Origin of the sequence: Streptococcus cristatus, from assembly GCF_001588905.1 — a bacterium.
In the GTDB taxonomy this organism is placed as follows: domain Bacteria; phylum Bacillota; class Bacilli; order Lactobacillales; family Streptococcaceae; genus Streptococcus; species Streptococcus cristatus_N.
On record NZ_LAWH01000045.1, the window covers coordinates 1 to 16,533 of the forward strand.

At 43.9% G+C, this 16,533-nt stretch carries 15 protein-coding genes and 1 pseudogene; all 16 read left to right on the top strand.

Going from position 1 to position 16,533, the window contains the following annotated elements; translation table 11 throughout:
* The first annotated feature begins 166 nt into the window (after positions 1-166).
* The 16 genes and pseudogenes from A0765_RS08695 to A0765_RS08770 all read left to right on the top strand — a co-directional run bounded on the left by A0765_RS08695 (position 167) and on the right by A0765_RS08770 (position 16,496).
* A complete protein-coding gene (locus A0765_RS08695; protein WP_062006083.1) occupies positions 167-910 on the top strand; it encodes a DeoR/GlpR family DNA-binding transcription regulator in 744 nt (247 codons plus the stop codon).
* Entirely contained in the window at positions 907-1,818 is a 912-nt protein-coding gene (pfkB, locus tag A0765_RS08700; RefSeq protein ID WP_062006086.1) for a 1-phosphofructokinase, read from the top strand. The genes A0765_RS08695 and pfkB overlap by 4 nt, the downstream gene beginning before the upstream one ends.
* Positions 1,815-3,776: a PTS fructose transporter subunit IIABC gene (locus tag A0765_RS08705; protein ID WP_062006088.1), complete on the top strand. Its 1,962-nt coding sequence runs from the start codon at positions 1,815-1,817 to the stop codon at positions 3,774-3,776. The genes pfkB and A0765_RS08705 overlap by 4 nt, the downstream gene beginning before the upstream one ends.
* Positions 3,777-3,848: 72 nt before the next feature.
* Positions 3,849-4,292 carry a hypothetical protein gene (locus tag A0765_RS08710; RefSeq protein WP_062006108.1) on the top strand — a complete coding sequence of 148 codons (444 nt, stop codon included), beginning with the start codon at positions 3,849-3,851 and terminating at the stop codon, positions 4,290-4,292.
* 108 nt (positions 4,293-4,400) lie between these two features.
* Positions 4,401-4,775 carry a DUF1149 family protein gene (locus A0765_RS08715; RefSeq protein ID WP_005590470.1) on the top strand — a complete coding sequence of 125 codons (375 nt, stop codon included), beginning with the start codon at positions 4,401-4,403 and terminating at the stop codon, positions 4,773-4,775.
* 2 nt (positions 4,776-4,777) lie between these two features.
* Complete coding sequence (locus A0765_RS08720; RefSeq protein ID WP_062006110.1) at positions 4,778-5,626, top strand: DegV family protein; 849 nt, start codon at positions 4,778-4,780, stop codon at positions 5,624-5,626.
* Positions 5,627-5,668: 42 nt separating this feature from the next.
* A complete protein-coding gene (gene dapB / locus A0765_RS08725) occupies positions 5,669-6,436 on the top strand; it encodes a 4-hydroxy-tetrahydrodipicolinate reductase (RefSeq protein WP_062006090.1) in 768 nt (255 codons plus the stop codon).
* On the top strand, positions 6,433-7,638 hold the full coding sequence (locus A0765_RS08730) for a CCA tRNA nucleotidyltransferase (protein WP_062006091.1): 1,206 nt from the start codon (positions 6,433-6,435) through the stop codon (positions 7,636-7,638). The genes dapB and A0765_RS08730 overlap by 4 nt, the downstream gene beginning before the upstream one ends.
* The gene (locus A0765_RS08735) at positions 7,635-9,500 is read left to right on the top strand and encodes an ABC-F family ATP-binding cassette domain-containing protein (protein ID WP_062006092.1); all 1,866 of its coding nucleotides are present in this window, start codon (positions 7,635-7,637) and stop codon (positions 9,498-9,500) included. The genes A0765_RS08730 and A0765_RS08735 overlap by 4 nt, the downstream gene beginning before the upstream one ends.
* Before the next feature lie 50 nt (positions 9,501-9,550).
* Positions 9,551-10,408 (top strand): GNAT family N-acetyltransferase, encoded by an 858-nt coding sequence (locus A0765_RS08740; protein WP_062006093.1) that lies wholly within the window; start codon positions 9,551-9,553, stop codon positions 10,406-10,408.
* Positions 10,409-10,457: 49 nt separating this feature from the next.
* The gene (locus tag A0765_RS08745) at positions 10,458-11,372 is read left to right on the top strand and encodes a TDT family transporter (RefSeq protein WP_062006094.1); all 915 of its coding nucleotides are present in this window, start codon (positions 10,458-10,460) and stop codon (positions 11,370-11,372) included.
* A 102-nt stretch (positions 11,373-11,474) separates the two neighbouring features.
* Positions 11,475-12,383: a LysR family transcriptional regulator gene (locus tag A0765_RS08750; RefSeq protein WP_062006095.1), complete on the top strand. Its 909-nt coding sequence runs from the start codon at positions 11,475-11,477 to the stop codon at positions 12,381-12,383.
* The gene (gene lspA, locus A0765_RS08755; protein ID WP_062006097.1) at positions 12,380-12,847 is read left to right on the top strand and encodes a signal peptidase II; all 468 of its coding nucleotides are present in this window, start codon (positions 12,380-12,382) and stop codon (positions 12,845-12,847) included. Before A0765_RS08750 ends, lspA begins: the two co-directional genes overlap by 4 nt.
* A complete protein-coding gene (locus tag A0765_RS08760; RefSeq protein ID WP_062006099.1) occupies positions 12,831-13,733 on the top strand; it encodes an RluA family pseudouridine synthase in 903 nt (300 codons plus the stop codon). The genes lspA and A0765_RS08760 overlap by 17 nt, the downstream gene beginning before the upstream one ends.
* Positions 13,734-13,856: 123 nt before the next feature.
* Positions 13,857-15,680, top strand: a pseudogene (gene lepA, locus A0765_RS08765) (translation elongation factor 4).
* A 171-nt stretch (positions 15,681-15,851) separates the two neighbouring features.
* Entirely contained in the window at positions 15,852-16,496 is a 645-nt protein-coding gene (locus A0765_RS08770; protein ID WP_062006106.1) for a hypothetical protein, read from the top strand.
* The last annotated feature ends 37 nt before the right edge of the window (positions 16,497-16,533 follow it).

Genomic DNA, 16,533 nt, shown 5'->3' on the forward strand with positions numbered 1-16,533 from the left:
CGTCTTGCTCGACAATCCAAAGACAATTGAGAGGCTAGGACTTTTCTCCCAGCCTCTTCTATATTCAAACAAATGATTTGTTTTGATAGAAAATGATAGAAAATGCTTGACTTTGGAATTTAATCTTGTATAATAGAACTGTAATCGATTGCAGAGGAGGTATTCTATGCTGAAGTCGAAAAGAAAGCAGCTGATTCTCGAGAAAGTTATGAAAGATAAATTTGTTTCTTTAGAGTATCTAGTAAAAGCTTTAGACACTTCAGAATCAACTGTTAGAAGAGATTTAGATGAGCTTGAAAGTGAGCGGAAGTTGAGGCGTGTACATGGTGGTGCAGAGAGTCTTCACTTTTTGCAGGAGGAAGAAAGCAATCAAGAAAAATCTATCAAAAACATTCAAGAAAAAACCAGGATCGCTCAAAAAGCAGCCAGCTTGATTCAAGAATACGATGTCATTTTTATTGATGCAGGGACGACCAATGAACTCTTAGTCAATGAATTGCATGATCCAAGCGTGACGGTGGTGACCAACTCTATCCATCATGCGACTAAGCTGGTGGAGCGTAATATTCCCACTGTGATCATTGGTGGTGTCGTGAAACGGTCGACAGATGCTAGTATTGGTGGTGTAGCTCTAAATCAAATCGGACAGCTGAATTTTGACAAGGCTTTTATCGGAATGAATGGAATTGACGATGGATTTTTCACGACTCCGGACATGGAAGAAGGAGCAGTGAAACGCGCTATTCTCGAAAATGCTAAGAGAACTTATGTTTTGGCTGATGCTTCAAAGTTGGGTAATACATCTTTTTCAAAAGTGGCACCAATATCGCGCGCAAGGCTTATTACAAACCAAACTGAATCTGAAGTGATTCAAAAGATTAAAGAAAAAACGGAGGTAATAGAATCATGATTTATACAGTCACACTCAATCCATCCATTGACTATATCGTTCGCTTGGACCAGGTTCAAGTCGGTAGTATCAATCGTATGGACAGTGATGATAAGTTTGCTGGTGGGAAAGGAATCAATGTCAGTCGTGTCTTGAAACGTTTGGATATTCCAAATACAGCGACTGGATTTATCGGTGGCTTTACTGGTAAATTTATCACAGATACCCTTGCAGAGGAAAAAATCGAGACGCGTTTTGTCCAAGTAGCAGAAGATACTCGTATCAATGTTAAAATTAAAGCAGACCAAGAAACAGAAATCAACGGAACGGGTCCAAATGTCGAACCAGCTCAGTTAGAAGAATTGAAAGCTATCTTATCTAGTCTGACTGCAGATGATACGGTCGTGTTTGCGGGTTCAAGTGCTAAGAACTTGGGAAATGTCATCTACAAGGAGCTGATTGCCTTGACGCGCCAGACTGGTGCGCAAGTGGTTTGTGACTTTGAAGGACAGACCTTGATTGATAGTTTGGACTACCAGCCACTTTTGGTCAAACCAAATAATCATGAACTTGGAGCTATCTTTGGAGTGAAACTGGAAAGCCTAGACGAAATCGAGAAATATGCTCGAGAATTGCTGACTAAAGGTGCTCAAAACGTCATTATCTCTATGGCTGGCGACGGTGCCCTTCTTGTCACATCTGAAGGAGCATACTTCGCCAAACCTATCAAGGGAACTGTGAAAAATTCAGTGGGAGCTGGTGACTCTATGGTTGCTGGATTTACCGGTGAATTTTTCAAATCAAAAGATGCAGTAGAAGCCTTCAAATGGGGAGTGGCTTGCGGAACGGCAACTACCTTCTCGGATGACTTGGCAACAGCGGAATTTATTAAAGAAACATATGAAAAAGTTGAGGTAGAAAAACGATGAAAATTCAAGACCTATTGAGAAAAGATGTCATGTTGCTGGATTTGCAAGCAACTGAAAAAACAGCTGTCATCGAAGAGATGATTAAAAGTTTGGTCGATCACGGTTATGTGACGGATTTTGAAACATTTAAGGAAGGAATCTTAGCGCGTGAAGCTCTAACTTCCACTGGTTTGGGTGACGGAATTGCTATGCCTCACAGCAAGAACTCTGCTGTCAAAGAAGCAACGGTTCTCTTTGCTAAGTCAAACAAGGGTGTTGACTATGAAAGTTTGGATGGTCAACCAACAGATCTCTTCTTCATGATTGCAGCTCCAGAAGGTGCTAACGATACTCACTTGGCTGCCTTGGCAGAATTGTCTCAATACTTGATGAAAGACGGTTTTGCTGACAAATTGCGTAAAGTATCTTCGCCAGATGAAGTTATTGCTCTCTTTGACCAAGCTTCAGAAAAAGCAGAAGAGCCTGCAACTGTTGCTCCTGCCAACGAATCTGGCGACTTCCTCGTAGCCGTTACAGCTTGTACGACAGGAATCGCCCACACTTACATGGCTCAAGAAGCCCTTCAAAAAGTGGCTGCTGAAATGGGTGTCGGCATCAAGGTTGAAACCAATGGTGCCAGCGGTGTTGGCAACAAACTGACAGCAGAAGACATCAAGAAAGCGAAAGCAGTCATCATCGCAGCAGACAAGGCTGTTGAAATGGATCGTTTTGATGGCAAACCTTTAATCAGCCGCCCAGTTGCAGACGGTATCCGCAAGACTGAAGAACTCATCAATTTAGCTCTTTCTGGCAATGCTGAAGTTTATAAGGCTGCTAATGGTGGCGCTGCAGTAGCTAGCAGCAATGAAAAACTGAGTCTAGGCGGAGCATTTTACAAGCATTTGATGAGCGGTGTTTCCCAAATGTTGCCATTCGTTATTGGTGGCGGGATTATGATTGCCATTGCCTTCTTGCTGGATCAGATCTTAGGCGTGCCAAAGGATCAGCTTTCTAATCTGGGAAGCTATCATGAGATTGCAGCTCAATTTAAGGCAATTGGTGGTGCAGCCTTTGGCTTCATGTTGCCAGTATTGGCTGGTTATATCGCTTACTCAATCGCTGAAAAACCAGGTTTGGTTTCTGGTTTCGTAGCCGGTGCAATTGCTAGCAGCGGTGCATCATTTGGTGGTGTTGCCTATGCTGCAGGTGGTGAGAAGACACTCTCTCTAGCGGGTGTATCATCTGGTTTCCTTGGAGCTCTGGTCGGTGGTTTCTTAGCTGGTGGTGTGATTTTAGTCCTTCGCAAATTACTTGCAGCTCTGCCTCGCTCACTTGAAGGTATTCGCTCCATCTTACTCTTGCCACTTCTTGGTGTTCTTGTGACTGGCTTCCTTATGCTGGCAGTCAATATCCCTATGTCAGCAATCAATACAGCCCTCAACGATTTCCTTGCTAGTCTGAGCGGAAGCTCTGCGGTTCTTCTCGGTCTCTTAGTTGGTGGTATGATGGCTGTCGATATGGGTGGACCAGTCAACAAAGCAGCTTATGTATTTGGTACAAGTACGCTGGCAAGTACTGTTTCAACTGGTGGTTCTCCAGTCATGGCAGCGGTTATGGCAGCCGGTATGGTTCCACCGCTTGCGGTATTTGTTGCAACTCTACTTTTCAAAGATAAATTTACTACTGAAGAACGTGATTCTGGCTTGACAAATATCGTCATGGGACTTTCTTTCATCACAGAAGGTGCGATTCCATTTGGAGCTGCTGACCCAGCCCGTGCAATTCCAAGTTTTATCGTCGGTTCAGCTCTTACAGGTGCACTTGTCGGTCTATCTGGTATCAAACTCATGGCTCCTCACGGAGGAATCTTCGTCATCGGTTTGACTAACAACCCAATCCTTTACCTTGTCTATGTCTTGATTGGTGCAGTTGTCAGCGGTATTCTTTTCGGATATTTGCGTAAACCACTGGAAAAATAAAACATATGCGAAAGAATCTTGATGGCTTGTCAAGATTCTTTTTGCCATAATTTGAATAGATGGGATAAGATCATGAAAACATATACAGATAAGTTAGTTGTGAATATGAATGCAGAAATTGCTTGGGAAGCATTGAAAATGATGGATAAATGGCTTCCTAATTTATCAACAAATCAAGCCATTTACTTTGAAGGCGGAGAAGACTTTTTCTACAAAGGAAGAAAATACGATATTGTGACAAAAGAAGGAATAAAAATATCTTGCGAAATAAGCGAGGTCAATGAGGAAGCCTTTTTGATTGAGATACATGCGAGACACTCTCTCTTGCATTCGATTTTAAATTGTCAAGTGATTCCTTTGACTTCTTCTACCTGCCAATTGGTAAGAACACAATCTTATCCGGGCTTTGTTGGATTTTTATTTAATCTATTCTTTAAGCGTAGAGAAGCAGGCGAGACGAGCGAGTATTTAGAAGTATGGAAAAATTACGCGCAAAATCAGCTTCAGACTTTGTGAGAATCCGTCACCATCTCCTAACGGATAAAGTTCTGAATATAATTATCGCTAGAAAGATACATCAAATTATGTTATAATGGACTATCGTATATTTTTAGGAGAATAGTAATGGAATTACAACGTGAACAAGAATTTGTCAGCCAGTATCATTTTGATGCACGCAATTTTGAATGGGAAAAAGAAAATGGAACACCTGAAACAAAAGTTGACGTAAATTTTCAGTTGATTGAAAGAAATGAAGAAAAGAATTCAACATCCATGATTGTGATTTTGACTTTCATGATTGTGTTTGATCGTTTTGTGATTAGTGGAACGATTACACAGACAAATCATATTCAAGGACGTTTGGTGCAGGAACCTAGTGAGTTTGAGCATGAAGAAGTGGAAGAATTGGCGCGTCCTTGCTTGACTATGCTCAATCGCTTGACGTATGAAGTGACTGAAATTGCGCTAGATTTACCAGGTATTAATTTGGAGTTCTAATGATGAAATTAGCGGTTATAACGGATTCGTCCGCTTTTTTACCAGATAGCCTTCGTGGAAATGACCATCTTTTTGTGCTCGATATTTCAGTAGTGATTGCTGGAGAGACTTATGTGGAAGGAAAAAATCTGACAGCTAGTGACTTTTATGAGAAAATGGCTGCTGCAGATGATTTGCCAAAGACAAGTCAGCCTAGTGTGGCAGAGTTAGAGGAGACGTTGACGCGTCTTGCTAGCGAGGATTACACGCATGTGCTGGGGCTCTTTTTATCCAGTGGGATTTCAGGATTTTATCAAAATATCCAGTATCTCAAGGACGAGTTTCCTGACTTGAAAATCGCCTTCCCTGATTCAAAAATCACTAGTGCTCCGCTGGGGCTCATGGTTGAAAATGCTTTGACTTGGGCTGCGGAAGGACAGGATTTTGAAGAGATTTTGCTCAAGATTCAGAGACAAATTGATGGAACCAGTGCCTTTATCATGGTTGACGATCTCAATCATCTGGTTAAGGGCGGTCGCTTGTCCAATGGCGCAGCTATTTTGGGTAATCTCCTAAGTATCAAGCCGATTCTGTATTTTAACGATGCAGGTGTCATCGAAGTCTTTGAAAAGATTCGGACAGAAAAGAAAGCGATTAAGAGATTGATTGAAGTAGTGGAGAAAAAAACTGCCTCTGCTTCTTATCAGGTCATGGTGATTCACGGGAATGCTGAAGAGAAGGCGGAAAGCTTACGCCAGCAACTGATAGCGGCTGGCATAGCGGACGATATTCCTCTGGCTACTTTTGGTAGTGTGATTGGAACTCACTTGGGCGAGGGTAGTATCGCTTTGGCCTACATTCCGCTGGTCTAGAGTTTTGCAGAGCGGTTAGTCAAGAATAGAGAGAGGTTCTAGATGAGTATAAAAGTCATTATTGCTGGTTTCAAGGGAAAGATGGGACAAGCAGCCTATAAGATGGTAACAGAAGATCCTGAGTTGGCATTGGCCGGTCTGCTAGATCCTTTTACAGATGAAAAGGAAGTAGCGGGAGTGCCAGTTTTTAATACTAAAGAAGAACTTGCAGGTTTGCAGGCGGATGTCTGGATTGACTTTACGACTCCCAAAGTGGCTTATGAAAATACTCGTTTCGCTCTTGAGAACGGCTTTGCCCCAGTGGTCGGAACGACTGGTTTCACGCCTGAGCAGATTGAAGAATTGACCCAACTATCGCGTCAAAAGGGACTTGGTGGATTGATTGCCCCGAATTTTGCTCTGGGAGCTGTTTTGCTTATGCAGTTTGCAGCTCAAGCAGCCAAGTATTTTCCAGATGTTGAGATTATTGAACTGCATCATGACAACAAAAAAGATGCACCGAGCGGCACGGCTATCAAAACAGCTGAATTGATTAGCAAAGTCCGGACGAGTAAGCAGCAGGGAGCGGCTGATGAAGAAGAATCGTTAGCTGGTGCCCGTGGGGCAGCCTTTGACGGTATGCGGATTCACTCAGTGCGTTTGCCTGGCTTGGTCGCTCATCAGGAAGTTATCTTTGGTAGTCAAGGAGAAGGGCTGACTTTGCGGCATGACTCCTATGACCGGATTTCCTTTATGACTGGGGTAAATCTGGGTATCAAAGAGGTAGTGAAGCGCTCTGAATTGGTCTATGGATTGGAACATTTACTATGAGATTAGAGAAGATGCCTTCTGAGTTTCAGGAGGCTTTGCCAGTATTAGAGAAGATTAAAGAGGCTGGTTTTGAGGCTTATTTTGTCGGCGGTTCTGTACGAGACGCTCTGTTGAATCGGCCCATTCACGATGTGGACATTGCCAGCTCAGCCTATCCCGAGGAAATCAAAACAATCTTTCCTCGGACAGTTGATGTTGGCATTGAGCATGGAACGGTTCTGGTCTTAGAAGGCCAGGGAGAATATGAGATAACGACCTTTCGGACTGAGGATGTCTATGTGGACTACCGCAGGCCTAGTCAGGTTTCTTTTGTGCGCTCTTTGGAAGAGGACCTGAAGCGCAGGGATTTTACAATCAATGCTCTTGCTTTAAACCAAGAGGGGGAGATTGTAGACCTCTTTAACGGTTTGGCAGATATGAAAAATCGCACTCTTCGGGCAGTCGGAGTAGCCGTAGAGCGGTTCAATGAAGATGCTCTCCGCATCATGCGGGGCTTCCGTTTTCAGGCTGGTTTAGACTTTGATTTGGAAGACTTGACTTTTCAGGCTATGGCAGATTGCGCGCCGCTTTTGGAGAAAATATCGGTAGAGCGGATTTTTATCGAGTTTGACAAGCTCCTAATGGCACCTTTCTGGCGAAAAGGTCTGGAGAGCCTGATCAAAGCTGCTGCCTACGACTTTCTTCCTGATATGAAACATTCAGCAGAAGCTTTGCAGGAATTATTAGACCATCTAGCAGGAGATTTTCAATTTTCTAGTTCCGAGCAGGCTTGGGCTGCGCTTTTGCTGGCTTTGAAGGTAAAAGATGTTCGCAAGTTTTTGAAACATTGGAAAACGTCCAATGACTTTCAAAAGCGAGTGAATCAGTTAGTGGCTGTTTATGAGATTCGGCAGGAGCGGAGTCTTTCTAAGCGTGATTGCTATCAGTATGATTTGGATTTGATTCTACAGGCGGAAAGTTTGAGGCAAGCAGCAGGCTTACCAGTTGAGTTTGAGGCTATTGAAGCGACACATGCTTCTCTGACCATTCATGACAAACATGAGATTGTGATGACGGGCAGTCATTTGATCCGAGATTATGGCTTTAAACCAGGGCCAGAATTGGGACAAATCCTGACTAAAATTGAATGGGCCATTGTCGACGGAGAGTTGGCAAATAGCAAGGAAGAGATTATGAACTTTATTAAGGAGCAAGTTGGATGAGTGACTTTATCGTTGAAAAGCTGACCAAGTCTGTCGGGGATAAGACAGTCTTTCAAGAGATTTCTTTTATCATTCACGACTTGGATCGGATTGGACTGATTGGGGTCAATGGGACAGGAAAAACCACTCTTTTGGATGTCTTGTCTGGCAAATCAGGCTTTGATGGTGATGTATATCCCTTTTCAGCAAAATCTGACTATAAAATCTCCTATTTGACTCAGGAACCAGACTTCGATGAAGCGAAGACAGTCTTGGATACTGTTTTGTCCAGTGATTTGCGAGAAATGCAGCTCATTCGAGAATATGAACTGCTCATGGCAGCTTATGATGAAGCCAAGCAAGCTCGTCTGGACAAGGTCATGGCAGAAATGGATTCGTTGCATGCTTGGGAGATTGAAAGTCAGGTAAAAACCGTCCTATCCAAGCTCGGTATCTCAGATTTGGCAGCAAAAATCAGCCAGCTTTCTGGTGGTCTACGCCGGCGGGTGCAGTTGGCGCAGGTCCTACTTTCAGAAGCGGACTTGCTGTTGTTGGATGAGCCGACCAACCATCTGGATATTGATACGATTGAATGGCTGACGAATTTCCTGAAAAATTCAAAGAAGACAGTCCTCTTTATCACTCACGACCGCTATTTTTTGGATAATATTTCCACGCGGATTTTTGAATTAGACGGCGGGAGCTTGGTTGAGTATCAGGGCAATTATCAGGACTATGTCCGGCTCAAAGCTGAGCAGGATGAGCGTGATGCTGCCCTGCTACACAAGAAACAGCAGCTTTACAAGCAGGAGTTATCTTGGATGCGCCGTCAGCCTCAGGCGCGGGCGACCAAGCAGCAAGCACGTATCAATCGTTTCCATGACCTTAAAAGTGATTTGGCGGGTCAGACCAATCAGACGGACCTAGAGATGAACTTTGAAACCAGTCGGATCGGGAAGAAGGTCATCGAGTTTCAGGATGTGGATTTTGCATACGGAGACAAGCAGATTTTGTCGCATTTCAATCTCTTGCTGCAAAACAAAGATCGACTGGGCATTGTTGGAGATAATGGAGTGGGCAAGTCTACTCTGCTCAATCTAATTGCTGGTCAATTGCAGCCCCAGTCTGGTCAGGTTATCATCGGTGAAACAGTCCGAGTGGCTTATTTTTCTCAGCGTATTGACGGGCTAGATGAGTCCAAGCGGGTCATCAATTACTTGCAGGAAGTGGCAGAAGAAGTTAAGACAGGGAGCGGCACAACCTCTATTGCTGAGCTCTTGGAGCAGTTTCTCTTTCCTCGCTCAAGCCACGGCACTTTGATTGAGAAATTGTCTGGCGGAGAGAAGAAGCGGCTTTATCTGCTCAAGCTTTTACTAGAAAAGCCCAATGTCCTGCTTCTGGACGAGCCGACCAATGATTTGGATATTGCAACCTTGACAGTTCTAGAAAATTTCCTGCAGGGCTTTGCAGGGCCGGTGATCACAGTTAGCCATGATCGGTATTTCCTCGATAAGGTAGCCAGCAAGATTTTAGCTTTTGAGGATGGCGAGGTCAGAGAGTTCTTTGGCAACTACACGGACTATCTGGATGAAAAGGCTTTTAGACAATCCAGCGCAGCTATTTCCCAAAAGAAAGAAAAGGAAAAGCCCATCAAGGCGCGGGAGCAGAAGAAGCGGATGAGCTACTTTGAAAAGCAAGAGTGGGAGACCATCGAGGCGGATATCGAGGAGCTGGAAGCACGTATCGCTGCCATTGAGACGGAAATGGAGCAGAACGGCTCGGACTTTACAAAGCTATCGGAACTTCAGAAGGAGCTGGATGACAGGAATGAGCAGCTTCTTGAAAAGTATGAGCGCTATGAGTATCTGAGTGAGTTGGAGTAGGATAGTTACGCAGTACATTCGTTATGGATACAAGTTTGTGAGGGAGAATGATGGAAATTAGGATTTATAGCCAGCCTAGTCAGGAAATCAAGGATCAGCTTTTTGAGCTGGTTCAAAGTTGTCACGTTACAGATGGGACCTATCGTCTTCCTTATCTGGATAATGCCTATAATTTTGATGTTAATATGCCAGCCTTTTTTCTGGCAAATTTAGATCATCAAACGGTCGGTTTTTTATCGGTTTATGCGGATGAGCCGGGACAAGCAGAGGTATCTGTCTATGTATTGCCCGACTATCGCAGACAGGGTATAGCGAGCGCTCTTTTGCAGGAATTTTCCAAAATTGCAGAGAAATACGATTTATCCCAAATCGAATACATCAGTGAAGTCAAGTTTTTAGCAGACCATCCGACCTTTGCTGAGAAGTTTGACTATGATTTGAAAGAAACGGAAATCTGGCTGGAGCAGGCAGCGGGAAATTTTCCTGAAGAAGAAAAAGAAGGCGTGGAAGTTCTTCTGGGTAGAAAGGAAATGGTTTCAGAGATTGCAGCGTTTCAGTCGCAGATTTTTGAAATGCCCATGGATACTGCGCTTCACTATGCCAGTCAAGCGCTGGAGAGCACAGATAGCCTGCTCTATGTCCTGAAAAAAGATGGTCAGATCGTAGCGTCTTGCTCAGTAGATACAAGTTTTGGAAGTAATTATTTGTTTGCCTTAGCTGCGGATCAGGCCTTTCAGGGACAGGGCTTAGGGAGTCACCTAGTCAGGTCTATCCTGAATGAACTTGCTATCCGAAATGGACAAGTCTGTCAAATCGTCGTAGAAGCTCAAAATACAGGTGCCTTAAGGCTGTATGAAAGATTAGGCTTTAAACGAAAATCGGAAGCAGTTTATTTAAAGCGAAAATAAAAGAATTATCTTTCGGAAAAAAGTGCTTTTAAGGTTAGGAGATCTGTTGATGATAAAGAGAAAAGAGCCATACTTGGTTCAGGCGGGCTTGGTGCTAGGCCTACTAGCCTTGGGAAATTTAGTCGGTGATGTCAGTCAGTTCTTGCGCTATCTTTTAGCAGGTCTGGCACTCTTGTTTTTCCTCCATCTAGTGATGGGAATGCTGACGCATACCAAGCAAGTCAAAGAGCAACTAGGTCAAGCGCTAGTGGCCTCGGTCTTCCCGACCTTTTTCATGCAAGGAATGGTGGCTTCGACCTATCTAGCGAGCTGGACTTTCTTGGGGAATTTGGTCCGAATTAGTGCACAAGTGCTGTGGTGGCTGAGCTTCAGCGGGCTGGTTTTCTTGATGGTCTACTATATTCTAGCTTTTGTATTTCCTTTCAAGTGGGAGAATGTCTTTCCCGCTTGGACGGTCTTATTTGTCGGGATTGGTGTCGCTCCTCTGACCATTTCAGTTCCCCAGCAGTTAGCTTTGGGGCAGCTGGTCTTTTGGTACGGGCTTTTAGCGACTATTTTGGTCTTGCCAATCGTCCTTTATAAGACCTATAAAATCGGCTTAGCAGAGAATGTTCGCCCGAATACAACAACGATTTGTGCGCCTATTTCCTTGATGACAGCGGCTTATGTGGCTACTTTTCCTCAGCCCAATCCGGTCTTGTTGAGCTTGCTCTTGATTTCAGGTCAATGCTTTTATGCCTTTATTTTGTGGCAATTGCCTCGTTTGATCAATCGTCCTTTTTCAGCAGGATTTTCGGCCTTTACCTTCCCTTTGGTTATTTCGGCTGTAGCCTTGAAGCAGTCTTTAAATATACTAAATTTCGGTCTAGCAGGGCAAATTCTGCTTGTTTTTGAGGTCTTAATAGCTTTGTTTGTCGTTCTTTATGTCACCTTCTTATATACAAAGGACATTTTAGGCAAATGATGCAGATTTCAGAGATGTATTTCCAAAAGGAAAGTCGCTGCCTACCTTTGAGGAAGGCTGATTTTGTGGTATAATTAGGAGTATTTTTTAAAGGAAAAAGATATGAATATTCAACAATTGCGTTATGTAGTGGCTATTGCCAACAGCGGAACTTTCCGCGAAGCAGCAGAAAAGATGTATGTCAGCCAGCCCAGTCTATCTATCGCGGTGCGAGATTTGGAAAAGGAGCTGGGATTTAAAGTTTTTCGTCGAACCAGTAGTGGAACCTTCTTGACCCGCCGTGGTATGGAATTTTACGAGAGAGCTCAAGAATTGGTCAAAGGATTTGATGTCTTTCAAAATCAGTATGCCAATCCTGAAGAGGAAAAAGATGAATTTTCCATTGCCAGCCAGCACTATGATTTTTTGCCGCCGTTGATTACGGAGTTTTCGCAAACGTATCCAGAATATAAGAATTTCCGGATTTTCGAGTCGACAACCGTCCAGATTTTGGACGAGGTGGCCCAAGGCCACAGCGAGATTGGGATTATTTATCTCAACAATCAGAATAGCAAGGGCATTATGCAGCGGGTGGAGAAGCTTGGTTTGGAGGTCATTGAGCTAATTCCTTTCCAGACCCACATTTATTTGCGGGAAGATCATCCTCTGACTCAAAAGGAGGAACTGGTTATGGAGGATTTGGCTACCTTGCCAACCGTTCGCTTCACACAGGAAAAGGATGAGTATCTCTATTATTCTGAGAATTTTGTTGATACCAGTGCCAGCTCCCAGATGTTTAATGTGACGGATCGAGCTACGCTGAATGGGATTTTGGAGCGGACGGATGCTTATGCGACTGGATCTGGCTTTTTGGATAGTAACAGTGTAAATGGAATCACTGTCATCAAACTACGAGACAATTTAGACAATCACATGGTTTATGTCAAGAGGGAAGATGTAGAGTTGAGTCAGGTCGGCGAAGCTTTTGTAGCTGTTATGAAAGAATATTTTGCACAGAAAAGAGAAGTATGAAACGTAAAATTGCGATTCCTTTTTTAGTCATCCTTTTGATTGCTCTTGATCAGGCAGTCAAGTATTATATTGTTTCCAATTTTTCATTGGGCCAAGTTAGAAAGTTTATTCCTAAGATTGTCAGTTTGACCTACCTGCGAAATACTGGTGCAGCCTTTTCTATCTTGGAAAATCAGCAGTGGTTTTTCGCCTTAATTACTTGTACCGTGATTGGAGTTGCTGTTTGGTATTTGATTAAAAATATCCAAGCTTCCAAGTGGATGCTAACGGGACTCATTCTAATTATTGCTGGTGGATTGGGCAATTTCATTGATCGCATTCAGCAAGGATTTGTAGTGGATATGTTCCAGCTAGATTTTGTCAATTTTGCTATTTTTAACGTAGCGGATATGTACCTGACTGTTGGAGTAGCGATTTTATTACTGGTGATGTTGAAGGAAGAAACAAATGGAATTGAAAATTGATGCGGCAGCTGCAGGTCTGCGTTTGGACAAGGCAGTGGCGGACTTGACAGAGCTATCCCGTGGTTTAGCCAATGAACAGATAAAAAATGGCCAAATTTTGGTCAATGGAGAGGCAAAAAAAGCCAAGTATGCCGTCAAAGAGGGCGATGTCATTTCCTATGAAGTACCTGAGCCAGAGGTGGTTGAGTATGTAGCAGAAGATCTTCCGCTGGAAATTGTCTATCAGGATGAGGATGTGGCCGTCGTCAACAAGCCACAAGGTATGGTGGTTCACCCGTCAGCTGGCCATACCAGCGGTACTCTGGTCAATGCCCTCATGTACCACATCAAAGATCTCTCTGGCATCAATGGTGTGCTGCGCCCAGGGATTGTTCATCGCATTGATAAGGATACTTCTGGTCTTTTGATGATTGCCAAGAATGACCAGGCCCATCTGGCACTTGCAGACGAACTCAAGGATAAGAAATCCCTGCGTAAATACTGGGCGATTGTCCATGGAAATCTGCCTAATGACAGAGGAGTGATTGAGGCGCCGATTGGTCGTAGTGAAAAAGACCGCAAGAAACAGGCGGTTACAGCCAAGGGAAAACCCGCTCTGACACGTTTCCAAGTCTTGGAACGTTTTGGGGACTATACCTTGGTTGAGCTGCAGCTGGAGACGGGGCGGACGCATCAAATACGTGTTCACATGGCTTATATCGGTCATCCAGTCGCTGGAGATGAGGTTTATGGGCCACGTAAGACTCTGAAAGGACATGGCCAATTTCTGCACGCGCGAACACTGGGCTTCACCCATCCTCGGACTGGCGAAGTGCTGGAATTTACGGCTGAAGCGCCAGCTATTTTCCTAGAAACTCTTGAAAAACTCAGAAAAGCCCATGACTAATCGTCTCCGAATGTATGAGACTCTAGATAAATGGAAAATTAAGTCGACTGTCTTGGTTACAGTCGTTTTTATTTTCGACAAATCATGATATAATAAATAGAATACCCTAAAAGGAAGAGAAAAATGAAGTTAGAAGATTTGAAAAAACGTCAGGAGAAGATCCGCAATTTCTCCATCATTGCCCACATCGACCACGGGAAATCAACCTTGGCCGACCGGATTTTGGAGGCGACGGAGACGGTTTCTAGCCGGGAAATGCAGGCTCAACTCTTGGACAGCATGGACTTGGAACGGGAGCGTGGCATCACTATTAAGCTCAATGCTATTGAGCTCAATTACACTGCTAAGGACGGGGAGACCTATATCTTCCACTTGATTGACACGCCGGGACACGTGGACTTTACCTATGAAGTGTCACGTTCATTGGCAGCCTGCGAAGGGGCGATTTTGGTCGTGGATGCTGCTCAGGGGATTGAGGCTCAGACCTTGGCCAATGTCTACCTAGCGTTGGACAATGACTTGGAAATTCTGCCAGTTATCAATAAAATTGACCTGCCAGCTGCGGATCCTGAGCGGGTGCGGACAGAGATTGAAGACGTGATTGGACTGGATGCTAGCGAAGCCGTATTGGCTTCTGCCAAGGCTGGTATCGGAATTGAAGATATTTTAGAGCAGATTGTAGAAAAAGTTCCAGCTCCGACTGGAAATGTTGAAGCACCGCTCAAAGCCTTGATTTTTGACTCAGTCTACGATGCCTATCGTGGGGTAATCCTGCAAGTGCGGGTGATGGACGGTGTAGTCAAGCCGGGAGATACCATTCAGCTCATGAGCAATGGCAAGAACTTTGATGTGACTGAGGTAGGTATCTTTACACCGAAAGCTATTGGACGTGATTTCCTAGCGACAGGGGATGTTGGCTATATCGCAGCCTCTATCAAGACGGTGCAGGATACCCGGGTCGGAGACACAGTAACCTTGGCGAACAATCCAGCATCTGAGCCCCTAGACGGCTATAAGCAGATGAACCCGATGGTATTCGCTGGTCTCTACCCAATTGAGTCCAATAAATACAATGATCTACGCGAGGCTCTCGAAAAGCTCCAGCTAAACGATGCTAGTTTGCAATTTGAACCAGAAACATCACAGGCGCTTGGGTTTGGGTTCCGTTGTGGTTTCTTAGGCTTGCTGCACATGGACGTTATTCAGGAGCGTTTGGAGCGTGAGTTTAATATTGATTTGATTATGACGGCGCCGTCTGTTATCTATAAGGTTAATCTGACAGATGGTGAAGCCATTGATGTCTCTAATCCAAGCGAGTTTCCGGATCCGACCAAGATTGATTCCATCGAGGAGCCTTATGTCAAGGCGTAGATTATGGTGCCGCAGGAATTTGTCGGAGCGGTGATGGAATTGGCTCAGCGTAAGCGCGGTGACTTTGTGACCATGGATTATATTGATGACAATCGGGTCAATGTCATCTATCAGATTCCGCTTGCTGAAATCGTCTTTGACTTCTTTGACAAGCTCAAGTCCTCTACTCGTGGCTATGCTAGCTTTGACTACGAAATCTCTGAGTATCGCTCATCCAAGCTAGTTAAGATGGATATCCTCCTCAATGGCGACAAAGTCGATGCTCTCAGCTTTATCGTTCACAAGGAATTTGCCTATGAGCGTGGTAAGCTGATTGTTGATAAGCTCAAGAAAATCATTCCTCGTCAGCAGTTTGAGGTACCAATCCAAGCAGCCATTGGACACAAGATTGTGGCTCGTACTGATATCAAGGCTCTTCGTAAAAACGTTCTTGCCAAGTGTTATGGTGGTGACGTTTCCCGGAAGCGCAAACTCCTTGAAAAACAAAAAGCCGGTAAAAAACGGATGAAAGCGATCGGATCTGTCGAAGTCCCACAAGAAGCCTTCCTCAGCGTCCTGAGTATGGATGAGGAATAAAGTTGACATTAATCGTCTGAGCTCAGCATTACAAAGCGAAGGAAAAAATCGATCTGTTCCTAAAAATAAGATATGGAAGCAATCTTGAAACGTTCTATGTTATCTATAATATTTCAATAGTATGGAAATCTAGATGGTTCGGGCTCATGTAGTCTAAAAAGGAGATTTGTTATGGCAAAAAAGTATTTTCTTAGTTTCTTGGCAGTTTTGGTTGGCCTCTCCCTCTCCTCTTGTGGCCTTATTAAAAATTATGGTAATCGGAAATCGTCTACTTCTAGTAGTACATCTAGTCAAGTTTCTCAAAAAGATAGCAGCAAATCTGATAAAGCTAGTGACAAAGATGTTTCCACTACAACCGAGACTAAACGCATTGGCTCGGCTGATTACGGCTATATCGATATTCCAAGTAATTGGATCAAGTTCACCGACCTAGATGGTGGCGACAGCGTTCAGTTTACGGATGGTTCAGCTTATAATATCGTTACCATGAATGGCTATACTAGAGAAAAAGCTCATGTCCAAGATGGAGAAACTTTCAATGCTGAGTTAATTGCCCAGCGACTAGCCTATAGTTGGAATGATAATAAAGATGTAGAAAAAATGTGGGGAGCAAAATCCACTGTTTCTGGCAATGAAGCTTTCCAACTGAATGTAATTATGAAATCAGGGCAGCTAGTTGTTTCTTGGGTTTTCCAAAAAGATGACAAAGTGTATTTGATCTCTTTTGAAGGCGACCGAAAAACTCTGGCTTCTGTCATCTCATATATAGAGGAAACATGGAGCCTTGACGAAAAAGGCCCAGCTAACAATATTTAAAACAAAGTAAATGAGAGTGGGACAGAAATCGGTAATT

What these genes read in the sequence shown, in the direction of transcription:
- A0765_RS08695 (WP_062006083.1), top strand. Translation starts at nt 167, where the DNA reads ATGCTGAAGTCGAAAAGAAAGCAGCTGATTCTCGAGAAAGTTATGAAA.
- pfkB (WP_062006086.1), top strand. Translation starts at nt 907, where the DNA reads ATGATTTATACAGTCACACTCAATCCATCCATTGACTATATCGTTCGC.
- A0765_RS08705 (WP_062006088.1), top strand. Translation starts at nt 1,815, where the DNA reads ATGAAAATTCAAGACCTATTGAGAAAAGATGTCATGTTGCTGGATTTG.
- A0765_RS08710 (WP_062006108.1), top strand. Translation starts at nt 3,849, where the DNA reads ATGAAAACATATACAGATAAGTTAGTTGTGAATATGAATGCAGAAATT.
- A0765_RS08715 (WP_005590470.1), top strand. Translation starts at nt 4,401, where the DNA reads ATGGAATTACAACGTGAACAAGAATTTGTCAGCCAGTATCATTTTGAT.
- A0765_RS08720 (WP_062006110.1), top strand. Translation starts at nt 4,778, where the DNA reads ATGAAATTAGCGGTTATAACGGATTCGTCCGCTTTTTTACCAGATAGC.
- dapB (WP_062006090.1), top strand. Translation starts at nt 5,669, where the DNA reads ATGAGTATAAAAGTCATTATTGCTGGTTTCAAGGGAAAGATGGGACAA.
- A0765_RS08730 (WP_062006091.1), top strand. Translation starts at nt 6,433, where the DNA reads ATGAGATTAGAGAAGATGCCTTCTGAGTTTCAGGAGGCTTTGCCAGTA.
- A0765_RS08735 (WP_062006092.1), top strand. Translation starts at nt 7,635, where the DNA reads ATGAGTGACTTTATCGTTGAAAAGCTGACCAAGTCTGTCGGGGATAAG.
- A0765_RS08740 (WP_062006093.1), top strand. Translation starts at nt 9,551, where the DNA reads ATGGAAATTAGGATTTATAGCCAGCCTAGTCAGGAAATCAAGGATCAG.
- A0765_RS08745 (WP_062006094.1), top strand. Translation starts at nt 10,458, where the DNA reads ATGATAAAGAGAAAAGAGCCATACTTGGTTCAGGCGGGCTTGGTGCTA.
- A0765_RS08750 (WP_062006095.1), top strand. Translation starts at nt 11,475, where the DNA reads ATGAATATTCAACAATTGCGTTATGTAGTGGCTATTGCCAACAGCGGA.
- lspA (WP_062006097.1), top strand. Translation starts at nt 12,380, where the DNA reads ATGAAACGTAAAATTGCGATTCCTTTTTTAGTCATCCTTTTGATTGCT.
- A0765_RS08760 (WP_062006099.1), top strand. Translation starts at nt 12,831, where the DNA reads ATGGAATTGAAAATTGATGCGGCAGCTGCAGGTCTGCGTTTGGACAAG.
- A0765_RS08770 (WP_062006106.1), top strand. Translation starts at nt 15,852, where the DNA reads ATGGCAAAAAAGTATTTTCTTAGTTTCTTGGCAGTTTTGGTTGGCCTC.